The 19,136-nt window shown below is 64.2% G+C and carries 17 protein-coding genes, 1 tRNA gene and 1 pseudogene; 8 read left to right on the forward strand and 11 right to left on the reverse strand.

The window, feature by feature from the left end; all coding sequences use genetic code 11:
- Positions 1 to 76 precede the first annotated feature (76 nt).
- Complete coding sequence (locus tag NPS46_RS19775; protein ID WP_274110116.1) at positions 77 to 478, forward strand: hypothetical protein; 402 nt, start codon at positions 77 to 79, stop codon at positions 476 to 478.
- Between the two features lie 52 nt (positions 479 to 530).
- Here the strand turns inward: NPS46_RS19775 and NPS46_RS19780 are convergent, their stop codons facing one another.
- From NPS46_RS19780 to NPS46_RS19805, 6 genes and pseudogenes are all read right to left on the reverse strand, one after another.
- Positions 531 to 1,688: a benzoate/H(+) symporter BenE family transporter gene (locus tag NPS46_RS19780; RefSeq protein WP_274110118.1), complete on the reverse strand. Its 1,158-nt coding sequence runs from the start codon at positions 1,686 to 1,688 to the stop codon at positions 531 to 533.
- A 148-nt stretch (positions 1,689 to 1,836) separates the two neighbouring features.
- Positions 1,837 to 3,315: a PLP-dependent aminotransferase family protein gene (locus NPS46_RS19785; RefSeq protein WP_274110443.1), complete on the reverse strand. Its 1,479-nt coding sequence runs from the start codon at positions 3,313 to 3,315 to the stop codon at positions 1,837 to 1,839.
- Positions 3,316 to 3,416: 101 nt separating this feature from the next.
- Entirely contained in the window at positions 3,417 to 3,875 is a 459-nt protein-coding gene (locus tag NPS46_RS19790) for a GNAT family N-acetyltransferase (protein ID WP_274110120.1), read from the reverse strand.
- A gap of 189 nt (positions 3,876 to 4,064) precedes the next feature.
- A pseudogene (locus tag NPS46_RS19795) lies at positions 4,065 to 4,403 on the reverse strand (energy transducer TonB); the annotation flags it as partial.
- A gap of 183 nt (positions 4,404 to 4,586) precedes the next feature.
- A tRNA-Asn gene (locus NPS46_RS19800) sits at positions 4,587 to 4,662 on the reverse strand.
- 66 nt (positions 4,663 to 4,728) lie between these two features.
- On the reverse strand, positions 4,729 to 5,925 hold the full coding sequence (locus NPS46_RS19805; protein ID WP_274110122.1) for an amino acid aminotransferase: 1,197 nt from the start codon (positions 5,923 to 5,925) through the stop codon (positions 4,729 to 4,731).
- A 347-nt stretch (positions 5,926 to 6,272) separates the two neighbouring features.
- Between NPS46_RS19805 and uvrB the strand changes: the two genes are divergently transcribed.
- From uvrB to NPS46_RS19825, 4 genes are all read left to right on the forward strand, one after another.
- Positions 6,273 to 8,288: an excinuclease ABC subunit UvrB gene (gene uvrB / locus NPS46_RS19810; RefSeq protein ID WP_274110124.1), complete on the forward strand. Its 2,016-nt coding sequence runs from the start codon at positions 6,273 to 6,275 to the stop codon at positions 8,286 to 8,288.
- Positions 8,289 to 8,368: 80 nt separating this feature from the next.
- A complete protein-coding gene (locus NPS46_RS19815; protein WP_274110126.1) occupies positions 8,369 to 9,340 on the forward strand; it encodes a hypothetical protein in 972 nt (323 codons plus the stop codon).
- Positions 9,341 to 9,541: 201 nt separating this feature from the next.
- Entirely contained in the window at positions 9,542 to 9,868 is a 327-nt protein-coding gene (locus NPS46_RS19820) for a hypothetical protein (RefSeq protein ID WP_274110127.1), read from the forward strand.
- Positions 9,869 to 9,967: 99 nt separating this feature from the next.
- Complete coding sequence (locus NPS46_RS19825) at positions 9,968 to 11,119, forward strand: MFS transporter (RefSeq protein WP_274110129.1); 1,152 nt, start codon at positions 9,968 to 9,970, stop codon at positions 11,117 to 11,119.
- A gap of 66 nt (positions 11,120 to 11,185) precedes the next feature.
- Here the strand turns inward: NPS46_RS19825 and NPS46_RS19830 are convergent, their stop codons facing one another.
- The 5 genes from NPS46_RS19830 to NPS46_RS19850 all read right to left on the reverse strand — a co-directional run bounded on the left by NPS46_RS19830 (position 11,186) and on the right by NPS46_RS19850 (position 15,610).
- Positions 11,186 to 11,413, reverse strand: coding sequence for an MbtH family protein (locus NPS46_RS19830; RefSeq protein WP_274110131.1), 228 nt, complete (start codon positions 11,411 to 11,413; stop codon positions 11,186 to 11,188).
- An 80-nt stretch (positions 11,414 to 11,493) separates the two neighbouring features.
- A complete protein-coding gene (locus NPS46_RS19835) occupies positions 11,494 to 12,906 on the reverse strand; it encodes an aspartate aminotransferase family protein (protein ID WP_274110133.1) in 1,413 nt (470 codons plus the stop codon).
- Positions 12,907 to 13,013: 107 nt separating this feature from the next.
- Complete coding sequence (locus NPS46_RS19840; RefSeq protein ID WP_274110135.1) at positions 13,014 to 13,508, reverse strand: GNAT family N-acetyltransferase; 495 nt, start codon at positions 13,506 to 13,508, stop codon at positions 13,014 to 13,016.
- A 102-nt stretch (positions 13,509 to 13,610) separates the two neighbouring features.
- Complete coding sequence (locus NPS46_RS19845; RefSeq protein ID WP_274110137.1) at positions 13,611 to 14,933, reverse strand: ATP-binding protein; 1,323 nt, start codon at positions 14,931 to 14,933, stop codon at positions 13,611 to 13,613.
- Complete coding sequence (locus NPS46_RS19850; RefSeq protein ID WP_274110139.1) at positions 14,930 to 15,610, reverse strand: response regulator; 681 nt, start codon at positions 15,608 to 15,610, stop codon at positions 14,930 to 14,932. Before NPS46_RS19850 ends, NPS46_RS19845 begins: the two co-directional genes overlap by 4 nt.
- A 163-nt stretch (positions 15,611 to 15,773) precedes the next feature.
- On the opposite strand from NPS46_RS19850, the gene dsbD reads away from it, so the two are divergent.
- The 3 genes from dsbD to dsbG are packed head-to-tail and all read left to right on the forward strand — an operon-like array spanning position 15,774 to position 19,122.
- Positions 15,774 to 17,510: a protein-disulfide reductase DsbD gene (gene dsbD / locus NPS46_RS19855; protein WP_274110141.1), complete on the forward strand. Its 1,737-nt coding sequence runs from the start codon at positions 15,774 to 15,776 to the stop codon at positions 17,508 to 17,510.
- Positions 17,510 to 18,373 carry a TlpA disulfide reductase family protein gene (locus tag NPS46_RS19860; RefSeq protein ID WP_274110143.1) on the forward strand — a complete coding sequence of 288 codons (864 nt, stop codon included), beginning with the start codon at positions 17,510 to 17,512 and terminating at the stop codon, positions 18,371 to 18,373. The genes dsbD and NPS46_RS19860 overlap by 1 nt, the downstream gene beginning before the upstream one ends.
- On the forward strand, positions 18,349 to 19,122 hold the full coding sequence (gene dsbG / locus NPS46_RS19865) for a thiol:disulfide interchange protein DsbG (protein WP_274110145.1): 774 nt from the start codon (positions 18,349 to 18,351) through the stop codon (positions 19,120 to 19,122). The genes NPS46_RS19860 and dsbG overlap by 25 nt, the downstream gene beginning before the upstream one ends.
- The last annotated feature ends 14 nt before the right edge of the window (positions 19,123 to 19,136 follow it).

Consider the following 19,136-nt stretch of genomic DNA (forward strand, 5'->3'; position numbering starts at 1 on the left):
TCGCGCCACAGCCCCACCAATCACCCGCAGGCTGGCCAGCAGTAGAAAAAATCCAGCTGGGCTATGCTGGCACCCTATGAGCACCTCTCTGCCGATCCGCCAGCCCTGCCCGCCCGGCGCCTGCGACTGCCAACGCGAGCAGTTGCTGGCAACGCCCACGGCCGACCGCCGCATCCTGGCCCTGACCCGCCAGGAAGAATTGCGTTTGCTCGCGCGACTGGAAGATGTGCGGAGCCTGGCCGATCTCGAACACCTGCAACAACGGTTGTACGAGCAGTTGGGCATCCGCGTCACGGTCGCTCCGGGCTTCAATGAGGTGCGCACCATGCGCGGCATCGGCATTCAGTTGCAAGCCCAGCCGGGCCTGTGCCGCAAGACCCGCCAGGCGATTCCGGCCGCCATCCGCCGCGCCCTGGAAAAACGCCCAGAAATTGCCTACGAGCTGCTCAACGCCAACGACCTGCTGCGCGACGCCTAGGCCAATGCGTGCAGAGAATGTTTGAAAGCCCAACCGGCAGGGCGCTCCGCACCTAAGGCTTGACTCCTGGCACACCTACCGCCTGACGCCCACCATGCATCAGCCAATGCGCCAACAGCCCGGCCAACAAGCCCCAGAAAGCCCCGCCAATGCCCAGCAGGGTCACATTCGCGGCCGTGGCAAGAAAGGTGATCAGCGCCGTCTCCCGCGTGCGCGCCTCAGCCATGGCGTTGGCCAGGCTGCCGCCAATCGCACCGAGCAGCGCCAAGCCGGCCAGGGTGGTGATAAAGGCGCGCGGCAGCACCATGAACAGCGAAGCCAGCGTGACCCCGAACAGCCCCACGGTGATATACAACACGGCACAGACCAGCCCGGCGATGTAGCGTTTGCGCGGGTCTGCGTGGGCATCCCGGCCGGTGCAAATGGCCGCGGTAATGGCCGCGACATTGAAGGCATGGGCGCCGAACGGCGCCATCAGCAGCGACCCCAGGCCGGTCACGGTCAAAATCGGATTGGCGCTGGTCTTGAAGCCGTCATTGCGCAGCACCAGCATCCCGGGCATGTACTGGCCGGTCAGGGTAATCACAAACAACGGCACGGCCACACCCAGCAGCGCGCCCCAGGAAAACTGCGGGGTTTCAAACACCGGGGCGGCCAGGCTCAAGTGGACGTCGCGCAGGTCCAGGCGGTCCTGGGCCACCAGCAAAATCACCCCCACCAGCAGCATCCCGACCACCGCAAAACGCGACGTGAAGCGGCGCAGCAAGGCGTAGGACAATACCAACAGACACACCAGCAGCGGATCCGCACTGGCGCCGCCAAAGGCATTGACCCCGAACTGCAGCAGAATCCCCGCCAGCAAGCCGGCGGCAATACCGCTCGGGATCCATCGCACCAGGCGCTCGAACCATCCCGACAGCCCCAGCAGAATAAAGCCGATGGCGCTGAGCATGTACGCACCAATCACTTCCCCGTAGGCGGTAAACGGCATGACCGTCGCCAGAAACGCCGCCCCTGGTGTGGACCAAGCGGTGATGATCGGCTCGCGATAACGGTAACTCAGCCAGGCACCGGTAATGCCGACGCCGATACTCACCGACCAGACCCAGGACGCCGTCTGCTCGGGGCTGAGCCGCCCTGCCTGCGCGGCCTGGAACACCAGCACAAAGGTGCCGCCATAGTTGACGATCACAGAAATCAACGCAGCCATAGCCGGGGCGATAAAATCGCTGGGGCGTAGCCGAGAGCTTGTGGGATTCACGCGAGACCTGCCTTGAAAATGGACCAGGCCCCAGCTTAGGGCGCTATGGCTGGCTGCTTCAGTCCACTTTTCGCAAGAACGGCAGACCAGTCACGCGTCAGGAAATGGCCTTGGCCAAGCGCTGGATCGCGCTATCGATCTCGTAAGGGGTGAGTGCGGCAAAACCCAGCAGCCAGCCGCCCTGCGCCGGGGGCGTGGCATACAACCGGCTGAGCCCGGGCACCTGGATGCCTGCGCGCGCGCCCTGGAGAATCGTCTGCGCCTCCGATCGGCCCGGCGCAAGCAGGCAAGGCATCTGCAGGCCACCCGGCGGCAGACGGGCCGTGACCACATCGGCCAAATGGCGCGCCACCGCCGTGGCCATGGCCTCGCGCCGCACCGCGTAGATCTTGCGCATGGCGCGGATATGGGCGCCGAAGTGCCCGCCCTCGATAAAACGCGCCAGGGTCAACTGCGCCAGCTGTGGCGTATGACCGTCGAGAATGCTGCGGGCATACGTCATCGGCTTGACCAGGGACGGCGGCAGCACCATGTAGCCCATCCGCAAGCCGGGGTATAGCGACTTGCTGAACGTGCCCAGGTAAAGCGTGCGCTGCGCACTGTCCAGGCCCTGGACACAGGCGGTGGGCAAGCCTTCGTAATGGAACTGGCTGTCGTAGTCGTCTTCGATGATCCAGCCCTGGCGCTCAGCGGCCCAGGCCGTCAGCTCCAGACGGCGCTCCAGGGCCAGGGTCACGCCCGTCGGATACTGGTGCGACGGCGTGACGTAAATCGTATTGGCACCACTTCGATCGGCCCACAGGTCGTCCGTGCGCAGGCCCTTGGCATCCACCCTCACCGGCACGACCTCCAGTTCGGCCAGCTCAAAGGCCTTGCGTGCGCCAAAGTAACCGGGGTCTTCCATCAGGATCGGCCGGCCGGCATCGACCAGCACCTGGGCGCAGAGGAACAACGCCTGGCGCGTGCTACTCAGCACCAGTACCTGGTCCGCCGTCACCCTGGCGCCACGTTCCTGGTTCAGGTAATGGGCAATGGCCTGGCGCAGCGGTTCCGCGCCCTGAGGATCACCATGCAACAGCGCACGGCTGCGATGGTCCTTCAAGGCCTGGCGCTGCAGGCGCTCCCAGGTCGCGACGGGAAAGGTCCGGGTTTCCGGCAGGCCGGTGGCAAAGGCCTTGACCACCTGCTGGTCAGTGACGCCGCCACTGGCGAGGATGTCCCGGCCCCGGGCACTGAGCGCCTCGGTAGCCGCCAGGACAGGCGGCCTTCCCGAGCTTGCCTGAGCGCCCAGCAGGTTCGCGCCGATCCGGTCCGAGACAAAGCTGCCGGAGCCCGCGCGGCGTTGCAGATAGCCATCGAGTTGCAACTGCACATAGGCCATTTCCACCGTGTCGCGAGACATGCCCAGGGAGCGGGACAAGGCCCGCGTAGCCGGCAAGCGACTGCCCGGAAGCAGCACGCCCTCCAGAATCAACTGACGCAATGCGCGCTGCACCCGCACACGCAACTCCAGCGCCGCCAGCCGGGGGTCGGCCAGGCGGATCCGGAGCGTGTCCAGTTCGAAATTGAGGCTCATGCGGTCCGTCATGGAGAGGTGCTCCTGCCTTGTTCAGCCGACCATATTTGCCGAGCGACCGAAGGATGTCCATGACGTCAGCGTTGATGGATCGCCCCAGCCTACAAGGCCATCCGGTACTCGATGCAACCGGAGTTGTCGGCGATCCAGTTGTAGAGCTTCTGCGCCCGCTCATTGGTGCGGTGGGTATGCCAGTACAGCCGAGCGCATTCCTGCTCGCGGGCCACGTCGCGCACCCACTCGATCAATGCCTTGCCAGTGCCAGCACCGCGAATGTCGGGCGCGACATACAGGTCTTCCAGATAGCAGAAATCATTGAGCGCCCAGGTCGAACGGTGGAGCACCGCGTGGACAAAACCCACCAGTTGGCCATCCTGAACCGCCACGGCGGCAAACACCGGCTCCGCCGTATCGAGGAAACGCTTGAAGGTCGTGCGACCCACCTCCTCGCTCAGGGCCACTTCGTAGAACGTCTGGTAAGCCTGCCAAAGTGGCAGCCATTGCGGGTAATCCGCAGGCTCGATGGCTCTGATGATCAGGGGGTTGCTGGCATCGTTCATTGCACGCTCCTCGAGGGATATCCAGGGACGGATAAGGACTACCCGAAAGTGTAAGTGCTTGAATCCATGAGTAACCGACCACTTCGCCCGCCCCCGACAGGCCAATCCATGGCCGAGGCGACGCGGTCAACAAGCGGGGGCAAACACAGCGCGCAGACCAAGGTCTGCAGGCTTGCCTCTCACACCCGCCTACATGTCGTAACGCAGCACCAGCCCGACGGTGCGGGGCGCCCCGGCATCAATGATGGCGTCATCACGATTGTTGGTGATGTAGTGCTTGTCGAAGGCGTTTTTCACGAAGCCGGATACCGCGATGTGGCGGGTAACCTTGTATTCGCTGCTGAAGGTCAGGCGATCGTCCCGACAATAGGTGCCGCCCACCGACATTTTTTACTTGGGTGCGCAAAGAAACGACTCACCGCTTATGTCCCGGCCATCGCCCGTGACAAAGCCCTTGTAGGTGCCGTCGGTGATGAATCGGGTGCTGGGGTCCTGCACACTGGCCTGCTGGTCTTTCCAGTCGGTGTAGTCAATAGCCAACGCTCAAGTGGATTTGTTCGGTACGAGCAAAAGATAGCGACTGAAGGGCTTTTAAGAAGCGGCCTATGGGCTTGGCCGAGCTCGAAGGAACGCCAAAACGAAAAAACCCGCCAGAAGGCGGGTTTCTTCGAATGATTCAAAGCGCTGTGCAGCACGCTCTGAATCCTTGTCTGGCTCCACAACCTGGACTCGAACCAGGGACCCAGTGATTAACAGTCACTTGCTCTACCAACTGAGCTATTGCGGAATTGATGCGTATGTTACTGATCTAAAAAGAGAAGTCAACCCCTGGCTGACTTCTCCTCAAGCCCGCTTACAACACTTCGACGATAGCCTTGGTCACCACGTCGATATTGCTCTGGTTCAACGAAGCCACGCAGATACGACCGGTGTCCAGCGCGTAGATGCCGAATTCGTTCTTCAGGCGGGCCACTTGCTCAACGGTCAGGCCGGAGTACGAGAACATGCCGCGCTGACGACCGACAAAGCTGAAGTCGCGCTTGGCGCCATGCTTGGCCAGCAGATCGACCATCTGCATGCGCATGCCACGGATACGCAGGCGCATCTCGGCCAACTCGGCTTCCCATTGAGCACGCAGCTCGGGGCTGTTAAGCACGGCCGCGACGATGCTGGCGCCATGGGTCGGCGGGTTGGAGTAGTTGGTACGGATCACGCGCTTGACCTGGGACAGCACGCGAGCGCTCTCTTCCTTGGATTCGCTGACGATGGACAACGCACCGACGCGCTCGCCGTACAGCGAGAAGGATTTGGAGAACGAGCTGGACACAAAGAAGGTCAAGCCCGACTCGGCGAACAACCGCACGGCCGCCGCATCTTCATCGATGCCGTCGCCAAAGCCCTGGTAGGCCATGTCGAGGAACGGCACTAGGTCCTTGGCACGCACGACGTCGAGCACGTTCTGCCAGTCGGCCGGGCTCATGTCGACGCCGGTCGGGTTGTGGCAGCAGGCGTGCAATACGACGATGGATTTGGCCGGCAGCGCGTTGAGGTCTTCCAGCAGGCCGCTGCGATTCACATCGTGGGTGGCCGCGTCGTAGTAGCGATAGTTCTGCACAGGGAAACCGGCGGTCTCGAACAGCGCGCGATGGTTTTCCCAGCTGGGGTCGCTGATGGCCACAACGGCGTCAGGCAGCAGTTGCTTGAGGAAGTCGGCACCGATCTTCAGTGCGCCGGTCCCGCCCACGGCCTGGGTCGTGATCACCCGGCCCGCGGCCAGCAACGGCGAATCAGCGCCGAACAGCAGCTTCTGCACAGCCTGGTCATACGCGGCAATACCGTCGATCGGCAGGTAGCCACGGGACGCGTGTTGAGCTACGCGAATGGTTTCGGCTTCGACAACGGCACGCAGGAGAGGGATCCGCCCCTCCTCGTTGCAGTACACGCCGACGCCCAGATTGACCTTGTGGGTACGGGTATCAGCGTTGAATGCTTCGTTAAGGCCCAGGATAGGATCGCGTGGTGCCATTTCGACAGCGGAGAACAGGCTCATTTTTACGGCAGCTCTGAATGGGATTGGAGGGGGTGACAACGCTCCAGCCGATTGCACTAGAGCGGTGCACAAACGGGGAGCTAGTATAGAGGCCATCATCGGCGAGAGCGACAGCCGATTAGCGCTTTCGAGGCTATTTTTCGGTTTATTTTGCAAACGTGTCGACAGCGGGTTGCACCCGGTTACACCTCGGTCGGTAGCACCCACGATCCGGGGCTGCCTTGAAACTGGCAGCGTTCGCCACAACATCTTGAAATATCCCGATCGATGCCGACGATATCGCGGCCAACCCGTCTTTCCCGTTCGTGCGCGGCCCGCGCGCCCGCCATGAACCCCAGAGGTCCGTTATGTCCGAATTCCAACTCGTCACCCGCTTCGCGCCTGCCGGCGACCAACCGGAGGCGATCCGCCAACTGGTCGAAGGCATCGACGCCGGCCTGGCGCACCAGACCCTGCTCGGGGTGACCGGCTCGGGCAAGACCTTCACCATTGCCAACGTGATCGCCCAGGTGCAGCGCCCGACCCTGGTCCTGGCCCCGAACAAGACCCTGGCCGCGCAGTTGTACGGTGAGTTCAAGAGCTTTTTCCCGAACAACGCGGTGGAGTACTTCGTTTCCTACTACGACTACTACCAGCCCGAAGCCTATGTGCCCTCCTCCGATACCTTTATCGAGAAGGACGCCTCGGTGAACGACCATATCGAACAGATGCGTCTTTCGGCGACCAAGGCCCTGCTCGAACGCAAGGACGCGATCATCGTCACCACCGTGTCGTGCATCTACGGCCTGGGCAGTCCGGAAACCTATCTGAAGATGGTCCTGCACGTGGACCGTGGCGACAAACTCGACCAGCGCGCCCTGCTGCGCCGCCTGGCCGACCTGCAATACACGCGCAACGACATGGACTTTGCCCGTGCGACCTTTCGCGTGCGCGGCGATGTGATCGACATCTACCCGGCCGAATCCGACCTTGAAGCGATCCGCATCGAGTTGTTCGACGATGAAGTGGAAAGCCTCTCGGCCTTCGACCCACTGACCGGCGAAGTGATCCGCAAGCTGCCGCGCTTTACCTTCTACCCCAAGAGTCACTACGTGACCCCGCGCGAAACCCTGCTCGACGCCGTGGAAGGGATCAAGGCCGAACTCAAGGAACGCCTCGACTACCTGCGTAGCAACAACAAGCTGGTGGAAGCCCAGCGCCTGGAGCAACGCACCCGCTTCGACCTGGAGATGATCCTCGAGCTGGGCTACTGCAACGGCATCGAAAACTACTCGCGCTACCTCTCCGGCCGCGAGCCAGGCGCCGCGCCGCCGACCCTCTACGACTACCTGCCGGCCGACGCCCTGCTGGTGATCGACGAGTCCCACGTCAGCGTGCCCCAGGTCGGGGCCATGTACAAAGGCGACCGCTCGCGCAAGGAAACCCTGGTGGAATACGGCTTCCGCATGCCCTCGGCACTGGACAACCGGCCAATGCGCTTTGATGAGTGGGAATCCATCAGCCCGCAGACCATTTTTGTCTCGGCCACCCCCGGCAACTATGAAGCCGAGCACGCCGGTCGCGTGGTCGAGCAACTGGTCCGCCCGACCGGCCTGGTCGACCCGCAAATCGAAATCCGCCCGGCCCTGACCCAGGTCGACGACCTGCTCTCGGAAATCAACAAACGCGTGGCCCTGGAAGAACGCGTGCTGGTCACCACCCTGACCAAGCGCATGGCCGAAGACCTGACCGATTACCTGGCCGACCATGGCGTGCGGGTGCGCTACCTGCACTCGGATATCGACACCGTGGAACGCGTCGAGATTATCCGCGACCTGCGCCTGGGCACCTTCGATGTGCTGGTGGGCATCAACCTGCTGCGCGAAGGCCTGGACATGCCCGAGGTGTCCCTGGTGGCCATTCTCGATGCCGACAAGGAAGGCTTCCTGCGCTCCGAGCGCTCGCTGATCCAGACCATCGGCCGGGCGGCGCGTAACCTCAATGGCCGGGCGATCCTCTATGCCGACCGGATCACCGGATCCATGGAGCGGGCGATTGGCGAGACTGAGCGCCGCCGCGATAAGCAGATCGCCTTTAACCTGGCCCACGGCATTACCCCCAAGGGCGTGTTCAAGGATGTCGCCGACATCATGGAAGGCGCCACCGTGCCAGGCTCGCGCAGCAAGAAGCGCAAAGGCATGGCCAAGGCCGCCGAGGAAAGCGCGCGCTACGAAAACGAACTGCGCTCACCCAGCGAGATCACCAAGCGCATCCGCCAGCTGGAAGAGAAGATGTACCAGTTGGCCCGCGACCTGGAGTTCGAGGCAGCGGCGCAACTGCGCGACGAGATCGGCAAGCTGCGCGAGCGCCTGCTCACCGTCTGATCGCCGGAACACCCGCGGTGGCCCACCCCACCGCGGGTGATTTGCGCTATAAAACCCTCTGACTCGCCAGTGGCCCGCCAATGAAATTCGATAACGCCTATTGCCTGAGCCTCGACGAGAAGCTCTCGATCTACGATGTCCGCGATCTGAATTTCGACGAGACCCAGGCCTTCGACTCCGAGCAAGAGCACTTTCTCTGCCCCGACGATGCCTGTCGCGCGGCCCTAGGCCCGGACAGCCGGCTGGGCACCTACAACGCCAAGAATGTGCGCTTCAAGAAGACCCCACATTTCAAGGACCGCCCCAGTACCCGGCACCTGCCCGAGTGCCGCTATTTCAGCGCCGAGAAAGCGGCTGCCGCGCCAGACGGCAGCGACGGCCGCGAAGACAATTTCCCCAGTGAACTGCTGCTGACCCGGCGCACCTACCAGCGCGCCCCCGCTGTTGCAGTTGGCGCAGCGCCCGCGCCCCAACTCGGTGGGCCAGTCCTCGCCAAAGCCGTATCGGCGCCGACTGCAGCCCGCCGCCCGGCAGCGTCGCCCGCCCCGCTCAACCGCACCACGATCTTCGCCCACCCGGTGGAATGCTTCGTTTCCAACTACGCGGACAAGGAACGCCTCAAGTCCCATCCCTTGAAGATCGCCGACCAGGCGCTCAATTACTGGAGCTTCTTCAAGAAAATCGAGTACTGCCAGGACAAGCCAGGGTTGATCTATTGGGGCAAGGTCAAGGCCATCAAGTCCTACAAGACCAGCTTCAGCATCCAGTTTGCCAACCCGCTATGGCTCGACAAGAAGCGCTACCCGGTCAATGTCTACCTGAGCAAAAGCCTGATCGAGAACTACCGCCAGCGCCGAGTCTTTCTCGAAGAGATCGAGCACGCCATGGACCAGACTGAAGACCTCTATTGCTTCTTCTATGGTGTGACGCCGCAGCGCAAGGAGGTGCCGGGCAAAACGGATCCGCAGCGGACTTTCAGCGTTTTCAGCGCGCAAATCGAAAACCTCGACCATTTTATCCTGCGCACTGCCCCCGGCCTGACACCCTCCTGAGTCAGTGCACCGGCCCCACGCAACAGAAGCAAAGCTAGGCAACGGGCCCTGCGCTTATCGCCTTTCGATATAACCGGGTCGATAAAACCCGGCCTTATGCCTCTACACTTCTGGCAGGCGTTGGCTCCCCTCAGTCAGGCTGGCGACACCCAGGTTATTTCCAGAGCCATGCGCCGTCCCTCTTTATCGAGGTTGCGCACAATGGCTACCCAACACCCCTCAGCGTTTGCCCGCTCACTGCAACCAGGCTCGAACCGCACGTGCGCGACCGAACGGACGCTTTATCCCCCGCCGCTCCCCACCCCCTGTGAAATCGCCCTGGCTTTCTGCCGTAATCCGGATGAAACACTGGCCGGCCCGGCGCTCGACCTACTGCTGTGCTCGCAACGCGTCGAAGCCACCCAAAGCACCACCGACACGGTGCTGGTGGAGTGCTATCGCCGCGGCCAGGCCCAGGTCCAAGGCATCGTGCGAATCCAGGTCGAAGAGCAGCGGGTCAGTGCCCTGACGCTGTATTCGCCACGCTGACCCCGGGTCTGCGTACGGTAGTGGACGCTCGCCTGGGCCGTGGCGATATGCAAGGATGTGCCGCTTGCACGGCTGCCGCCGCATTGCCCAGGATTGTCCATGACTGCCCTTACCTCCCCGCCTGTCGTTCTGCCCGGACGGCTCGAACAGCGGTCTACGCGCCTCGCCTTTTTTATTGCCGGGGTCGGCGTGGCGGCGTGGGCGCCGCTGGTGCCCTATGCCAAGGCCCGCGCCGGATTGGATGACGGTACCCTGGGTTTACTGCTGCTGTGTCTGGGGGTCGGTTCGATTATCGCCATGCCGGTGGCCGGTGCCCTGGCTGCACGCTTTGGTTGTCGACGGGTATTGACCGTCGGCACCCTGCTGATTGCTCTGAGCCTCCCCCTGCTCGCCACGGTCAGTGGCATGGCGGCGCTGGTGGCGACCCTCTTTGTCTTTGGCGCCGGGCTGGGCGCCGTGGATTCGACCGCCAATCTGCAAGCGGTCATCGTCGAGCGGGCCAGCGGTAAAACCATGATGTCGGGCTTTCATGGCCTGTTCAGCCTGGGTGGAATCCTGGGTGCCGCGGGTGTCGCCGCCTTGCTCGGCCTGGGTCTCTCGCCGCTGGGGGCAACCCTGGCAGTCGTCGTGCTGATACTGGCGGCCCTGATCAAGGCCGCCCCCCACCTGCTGACCCAACGGATGCAAAGCCCGGGACCCGCCTTTGCCGTGCCCCATGGCGTCGTCCTGTTCATCGGGGTGTTGTGCTTTATCGTGTTTCTGGCCGAAGGCGCCATGCTTGACTGGAGTGCGGTGTACCTCACTGCCGAACGCGGCCTCGACACTGCCTACGCGGGGCTGGGGTATGCCGCCTTTGCCCTGACCATGACGGTGGGCCGCCTGACTGGCGACGCCATCGTGCGGCGAGTCGGGGCGAAACGGGTGATTGTCTGGGGTGGCCTGACAGCTGCCGCCGGCCTGGCCCTCGCGACCCTGGTGCCCGCCTGGGAGGCCGCGCTGATCGGCTATGCGCTGGTGGGCGCGGGGTGTTCGAATATCGTGCCCGTGCTGTACACCGCGGTTGGCAAACAGACCCTGATGCCGGAAAGCATCGCCATACCGGCGATTACGACCCTGGGTTACGCCGGCATCCTGGCCGGGCCGGCCTTGATCGGGTTTATCGCCCACGGCAGCAGCCTGAACCTGGCGTTTATGCTAGTGGCGTTGCTACTGCTGGGCGTGGCGGCAAGTGCTCGGGTCTTGCGGGTCTAGCCGCGTCCCGAGAGGGTCAGCGGCATGAAAAAGGGCATCCCGGGATGCCCCTCGCTGTACGTTGAGTCAACTTGCGGTACGGGCCTGGGCCTCCATCTTCTGGCGCAGGCTCAGCGGCCGCATATCGGTCCAGACCTCTTCGATATAGGCCAGGCAGTCCTTTTTCAGACCGCTTTTGCCGACGGCACGCCAGCCGCCGGGGATCGCTTTGTAGTCCGGCCAGATGGAGTACTGCTCCTCATGGTTGACTACCACTTGAAAGACGATGTCGTCGCGATCGAATACTGATGTCATTGCGGTTCTCCGTGTAAGTCATGCAGCTTGCCGTTAAGACGCAGCCGTTGGTGATAGAAACGGCTGACGCCGCAAAAAAATTAGAGGCTGGCCACCGCTGCCGCCAGTGCCCGGCCAAAGATCTCGGCGACCTGATCGACCTGCGCGGCGCTGATGATCAGCGGCGGCAGAAAACGCACCACCGCGCCATGGCGCCCGCCCAGTTCAAGAATCAACCCGCGCCTGAGGCATTCGCGCTGCACCCGCGGCGCCAGCCGGGCAAAGGCCGGCGGATGGCCCAGGCTGTCCGGCGTACCGCTCGGATCGACCAGCTCGACCCCCAGCATCAGCCCACGTCCACGGATATCGCCCAGCTGCGGGAAGTCGCGCTGCAGGATCCGCAGATGCTCGCCCAGGCGCTCGCCCATGGCCGCCGCATGCTCGGCCACCCGATGTTCCTGGAGAAAACGGATCACGGCTGAACCGGCAGCCATGGCCATTTGATTACCGCGAAACGTCCCGGCATGGGCGCCCGGCAGCCAGGTGTCGAGCCACTCGCGATAGACCACCACCGCCAGGGGCAGGCTGCCGCCAATGGCCTTGGACAACACCACCACATCCGGGACGATGCCCGCATGCTCGAAGGCAAACATCCTGCCCGTGCGGGCAAAGCCGCTCTGGATTTCGTCGACGATCAGGGCGACACCCGCCTGCTCGGTAATCCGCCGTACGCCGCGCAGCCATTCGAGGTCCGCCGGGATGACCCCGCCCTCCCCTTGCACGGCCTCGACAATCACCGCGGCGGGGAGTGCAACGCCGGCCTCCGGGTCGTTCAACAGGTTTTCCAGGTAATGCAGGTTGACCTTCACGCCCTGCTCGCCGCCCAGCCCGAACGGACAACGGTAGTCGTAGGGATAGGGCAGGAACTGCACGCCATTGCTCAGCAGCCCGGCCAGGGGCTGCTTCGGCCCCAGGCTGCCCATCAGGCTGAGGGCGCCCTGGCTCATGCCGTGGTAACCGCCCTGGAAAGACAACACCGTGCTGCGCCCGGTGGCGGTGCGCACCAGCTTGAGTGCCGCCTCCACCGCATCGGTGCCGGTCGGGCCGCAGAACTGGATCTTCGCTTCCCGGGCCAGGGCCGTCGGCAGCACGCCGAACAGGTCCTGGACAAAGCGATCCTTGACCGGCGTGGTCAGGTCAAGGGTGTGCAGCGGCAACTCATCACTCAACACCTGGCGAATGGCTTCGACCACCACCGGATGGTTATGCCCCAGCGCCAGAGTGCCGGCACCCGCCAGGCAGTCGATAAACCGCCGGCCCTCGACATCCTCGACATGGATGCCATTAGCCCGCTTGAGGGCCAGGGGAATACGCCGGGGATAGCTGCGCGCATTGGACTCCTGGCGACTCTGGCGCGCCAGCAACGGTGACTCGCCGAACTCATAGAGTGTTTCTGCCGTGCCGGGGCTGAGCCGGTCTGGCAGGTCTTCGATAAGGCTGGTAGCGACTGACATCTCTCGAACCCTCGATTCACGGATCATGGTGCCAGCATCGCGCCGCTGGGCAGTGAACCTGCAGCGCGGGTGGGCCTGTTCTGAAAACGCACCAGCACCTCCCGGATTTACTCCCCGGCCGGGCTTTGCGGGAGAAGTTTTTCCATGGGCGTCGCCATCAGCCCGGCAATCCCAAAGCGGGGGGCGCAGGGTCGATACCCCAGGCGCCGGTAGAAATCAACGGCAGTACGGGTGCTGTTCAGGCATGCCCGGCGGCACAGGCGGCGTTGCAACCAAGCTTCGAGGTCGGCCATCAGCGCCCGTCCCGCGCCACGGCGAAACCATTCCGGCTGTACGTAGCACAGGGCAATACGGCCGTCGGCACGGGCCATGCCGATGCCGACCGGCTTGTCGTCCAGCAGGGCGAGATTGAGGTACAGCCGCGATTGCGCCAGCCAGGCCAGCACATCGGCGGTGCTTTTGTGGCGGGTCCAGGCTTGGACGATCAAGGGCGCATTGCGGTGATCGAGGGCGCAGCCTCGCTCAATGGAGTGGATCAGTATGCGGCTGATAATACCCGCGTCGGCACAGGCCGCGGGGCAGACGGTTAGGGCGATGGCCATGGCGCGGGTTCCTCAATCCATTGAGTGACAGCGCGCAAACCATAGCGCCACGGCCGGAGCCGTGACGATGGGGCAAAGGTGACACGGGACGTGCGAAGCGTCTCAGACCTGCCGCAACGGCAGGCTCAGTTCGGCGCGCAGGCCGTCCGGGCGGTTGTCGAAATGCAGCAGGCCGGCGCAACGCTGGACAATCGCCTGGACAATCGCCAGGCCCAGGCCGCAACCATTGCTCTTGCCGTCGCGCCAGAAGCGCTGGGTCAGATGCTGCAGATCCTCCTCGGCGATGCCTGTGCCGTGGTCACGAACCTGGAAGCGCACGCGACTGCCGATTACCTCCACCGTCAGGTCGACCGGCGCCTCGTCCCGGGTGTGACGCAAGGCGTTGTCCAGTAGATTGCGCAGGGCGGCAATGGCCAGTGTCGAAGGCATGTCCAGCGGTGCCGTGGTCAACCCGTCGGGCAGGTGCAGGCGGATACGCTGGCGCGCGCCGCTGGCATCCTGGATCGCCAGGCGCGCGACTTGCTCGGCCGAACACTGCACACCGTCATCGAAGGACAGGCTGCCCTCGACCCGCGCCAGCAGCAGCAACTGTTCCAGGGTCCGATGCAAGCGGTCGGCGCCCGCCTCGGCATGGGCCAGGGACTGGTCACGGGCTGCGCCTTCGGTCATGCGCGCGACCTGCAGGTGGGTCTTGATCGCCGTCAGCGGGCTGCGTAGCTCGTGGGCTGCGTCGCCGGTCAAGCGCCGCTCGCGCTCAATGGTCTTGCCGATGCGCTGGAACAGCTGGTTCTGGGTGTCGAGCAATGGCTGCAGTTCACTGGGCAGCGGCTGCACCTGCAACGGTTCCAGCGAGTCGGCGCTGCGGCGCATCAAGGCATCGCGGATGCGATTGAGCGGCGCCAGGCCCTGGCCGATCCCCAGCCACAACAGGCACAGGCAGCCCATCAAGGCCATGCCCACCGGCACCGAGGCCGCCAGCAACACGGACAGATTGAGCGCCTCGCGCTCGACCTGCCGGTCAGCAGTGGTAATGCGCAGGTCGCCCCGCGCCAGGGTAAAGGTTCGCCAGGGCGCCCCGTCGATCATCTGGTCATGGAAACCCACGCGCTCATCTTCCATGGCCTGGTCCGGCGTGCCATGGCTGCGAGCCAGGATCTCGCCGCGCAGCGAACTGACCTGGCAAGCCATCCCGCCGGGAATGTTCAATTGCTCGGCACTGAAATGGGTGCCCTCACCCTTGCTCGGCAAAGGCGGCAACTGTTCGAGTAAACCGGCCACCATGCGCGCCGAAGCCACCAAGCGCTGGTCGAGGGAAAACATCATCTGGTTGCGCAGATCGCTGAGCATCCAGGCCGCCGCCAGGGCCCAGATCAGCACAAAGGCCGTACCGATGGTCAGGCTGAGTCGCAGGCGCAGGCTCATCATCGGGACGCTTGCCCATCACCCGCCGGCCCCAGGCGATAGCCCAGGCCGCGGACCGTCTCGACGATGCCGTTGCCCAGCTTGCGGCGCAAGTGGTGGATATGCACGTTGAGGGCGTTGCTTTCGACTTCGTCGCTAAAGCCGTAGACGCTGTCCTTGAGCTGCTCGCTGGACAGCACCCGGCCGCGGTTGTGCAGCAGGGCCTGGAGCAGCGCCTGTTCGCGGCGGGACAGATCCACCGGCTGGCCATCGAGCAGGGTTTCGCGGCTGCTCGGGTCGTAGCTCAGCGGGCCGTGCTCGATCAGATTGACGCTGCGTCCGGCGACCCGGCGCAACAGCGTATGCAGGCGCGCGCAGAGCTCGCGCAGATCGAAAGGTTTGAGCAGGTAATCGTCGGCGCCAGCCTGCAGGCCGTCGACCCGGTCGGTCACCGAGTCGCGCGCGGTCAGGATCAACACCGGCAGGTCCACGCCTTGCTGGCGCAATTGCTGCAACAACTTGAGGCCATCCTCATCGGGCAGGCCAAGGTCGAGCACCATGACATCGAACAACGCCGCACGCAGCATCGCCCGGGCGGCGGCGGCCGTGGCCACGTGCTCGACAGTCAGGCCCTGGGCCGTGAGGCCGGCAACGATGCCGCTGGCAATCAGTTCATCGTCTTCGCAGACCAGTACATGCATGGCAATACCCGTATAAGGCGTGAAAGGGGCAAGACGTCGCAGTCAACACCCGTGTGGTTAAGGCAGGATTATCCCGCCAGCCGCGCCTGGGTGCACGGTTAATGATCGGTTAATCGCCCGTGCCCATCCTGCCTGGCTATTGCTGACTGCCGGGAAAACTCCAATGCGTCGTTTGTGGGTGCTGTTTTTTTTACTCGCGTCGGGCCTGACCCAGGCCCTGCCGGGCAACCCGTTCCAAAAGGAAGAGTTCCTGCCGGTCGCCAAGGCCTTTGTTTTTACCTCCACCCCCCTCGATTCAGGTGAAACCCTGCTGCATTGGCGCATCGCCGACGGCTACTACCTGTACCAGCAACGTCTGAAGTTCGAGGGGCTGCCCGAGGCCCAAAAACCCGCCCTGCCGGAAGGCGAAGCCCATAGCGACGAGTTCTTTGGCGCCCAGCAGGTCTATCGGCACAGCCTGGAACTGCGCCTGCCGGCCGGCGCCACCGGCACAGTCAAACTGGGCTGGCAGGGTTGCGCCGACGCCGGCCTGTGCTATCCGCCGCAAACCCTGGCCCTGGACCTGGGCGGCTCGGCGAGCGCAGCGAACAGCACCGAACAAGCCCCGGACCAGAGCCTGGCCGCCAACCTGCAACAGCAGGCGCTGGGCTGGAGCCTGCTGCTGTTCTTCGGACTGGGCTTGTTGCTGGCCTTCACCCCCTGCTCCCTGCCGATGCTGCCGATTCTCGCCGGCATGGTCGTCGGCAGTGGCGCCAGCCCCCGCCGCGGCCTGGCCCTGGCCGGCAGCTATGTGCTGAGCATGGCACTTGTCTATGCCGCCATGGGCGTATTGGCCGCATTGCTGGGCGGCAATCTGGCTGCCTTGCTGCAGCAACCCTGGGTACTGGGCAGCTTTGCCGCGCTGTTCGTCTTGCTCGCCCTGCCGATGTTCGGTGCCTTTGAATTGCAGTTGCCGGCCGCCCTGCGTGATCGCCTGACCGCCGCCAGCCAGGGCCGGCGCGGCGGCAGCCTGGCCGGTGCCGGCGTACTCGGGGCGCTGTCCGGCCTGCTGGTTGGCCCCTGCATGACCGCACCCCTGGCCGGGGTTCTGTTGTACATCGCCCAAAGTGGCAATGCCGTCCAGGGAGCACTGGTGCTGTTCACCCTGGGCCTGGGCATGGGCCTGCCGCTGTTGCTGTTGGTCACGGTCGGCAATCGCTTCCTGCCCAAGCCCGGCGCCTGGATGAATCTGGTCAAGGGCCTGTTCGGCTTTCTGTTCCTCGGCACCGCGCTGTGGCTGATCCGTCCGCTGCTCGATGAAGCCCTGTGGCTGGGCCTGGGCGGCGCACTGTTGCTCAGCCTGGCGGCGGGGACTGCGATGCAGGTCGCTCGGGCCGCGCGTGGTGCTCTGCTTGCGCTGATCCTGGCCGGCCTGAGTGGGCTCTGGGGCGCCCTGATGCTGATCGGTGCGGCCGGCGGTGGCAACGACCCACTGCAACCGTTGCAGGTCTACGCCGGCGGTTCGGGCAATAGCAGCGTGTCCACGGCCCACGAGGCCTTTACCACGGTCAAGGATCCGGCTAGTTTGCAGCGCGAACTGGACGCGGCCAAGGCACGCGGACAGTGGGTATTGCTCGATTACTATGCCGATTGGTGCGTGTCCTGCAAAGTCATGGAGAAACAGGTATTCGCCCGCGCCGAGGTGCTGCAAGCCCTGGGCGCGGTGCATCTGCTGCGCCTGGACGTCACCGCCGACAACGACGCCAGCCGCCAATTGCTCTCGCGCTACCAGGTCCCGGGGCCACCGACGTTTGTCTGGCTCGGCCCCGACGGCCTGGAGCGCCGGGCCCGGCGCATCACCGGCGAGGTGAATGCCCAGGCCTTTCTCACTCACTGGAACAGCACCCGGGAAGCCCGCTAATGCTGACACTGACCCTTGGTTCCTTCGCCCTGGCGTTGAACCACCTGCTGCTGATACTGGCCCTGGCCATCGCCACCCTGGTCGGCTGGCGCGTGGCCAAGCGGGGCGGCGAGAACCCCGAGTCGGTACTCTTCAGCTTGTTTCTGCTGGGCCTGCTGGCCGCACGAATCGGTTTCGTCATCGCCTACTGGAAGTACTTCGCAGGCGACCTGCTGCAGATTGTCGACCTGCGCGACGGCGGCTTCCTGATCTGGCCGGGGGTGCTGGCAATCCTGTGTGGCGCCTTGCTCTGGAGCTGGCGCCGCCCGCCCCTGCGCCGTCCCCTCGGGCTGGGCCTGGGCAGCGGCCTGGCCTTCTGGCTGCTGGCCAGCCTGTCCTCGAACCTCTACGAGCAAGGCACCCGCCTGCCGGAGATCGCCCTGCGCAATGCCGCCGGTGAGCCGGTGCAACTGAGCGACTACAAGGGCGGCCCGCTGGTGATCAATCTCTGGGCCACCTGGTGCCCGCCGTGCCGACGGGAAATGCCGGTGCTGCAACAAGCCCAGCATGAACACGAGGACGTGACCTTCCTGTTCGTCAACCAGGCCGAAAGCATGCAAAGCGTGGCGACCTACCTCGCCACCCAGGGCCTCAACCTGAACAATGTGCTGTTCGACAACGGCGGCCAGCTGGCGCAGAAAGTCGGCTCCATGGCCCTGCCGACAACGCTGTTCTACAGCAACGACGGGCGTCTGCTTGCCAGCCACCTGGGCGAACTGTCCCAGGCCAGCCTGGCCCGCGCCCTGGAAAATTTCGACTCATCCACGGCCCCTGCGGTCGCTCCCACAAGGAAAACACCATGTCCCGCCAACGCTATCTGCTGACCCTGCCCCTGTTGGTGGCGGCCACCTGGTTGCAGGCACCGCTGTCACAGGCCGAGGAATGGCCGGCTGCCGTAAAGAAAATCGAAGCCAAGGGCGCCAAGATCGTCGGCAGCTTCGAGGCTCCCGGCGGGCTGCGCGGGTATGCCGCGCAGTATCAGAATCAAGGGCTGGCGCTGTACCTCACCGCCGATGGCAAATACGTGATCGCCGGCAGTCTCTACGATGCCGATGGCAAGGACCTGAGCCAGGCGCCCCTGGAAATACTGGTGTATGGGCCGATGGCCAAGCAGGCCTGGGCGAAGATGGAGAAAAGCGACTGGATTGCCGATGGCCGCGCCGATGCGCCGCGTATCGTCTACCTCTTCAGCGACCCGAACTGCCCGTACTGCAATATGTTCTGGGAACAGGCACGGCCCTGGGTCAAGGCGGGCAAGGTGCAGTTGCGCCATATCATGGTAGGGATTATCCGTGCCGACAGCCCGGCCAAATCCGCCGCGTTGCTGGCCGCCAAGGACCCGCAGCAGGCCCTGCTCGAACACGAACAGGCTGGCAAGGCGAGCACCCTCAAGCCGCTGGCAAGCATCCCGCCGGCCATCCAGGCCAAGCTCGATGCCAATAGCCAGTTGATGGATGAAATGGGGGCGGCCGCCACACCGGCGATTTTCTACCTCGACGACCAGGGACGCCTGCAACAACAGCAGGGCGCCCCGAGCCCGGACAAACTGAGCAAGATCCTCGGCCCGAAATAAACCCGCCGGGCCCG

The organism is Pseudomonas putida (assembly GCF_028682395.1).
GTDB lineage: Bacteria > Pseudomonadota > Gammaproteobacteria > Pseudomonadales > Pseudomonadaceae > Aquipseudomonas > Aquipseudomonas putida_AB.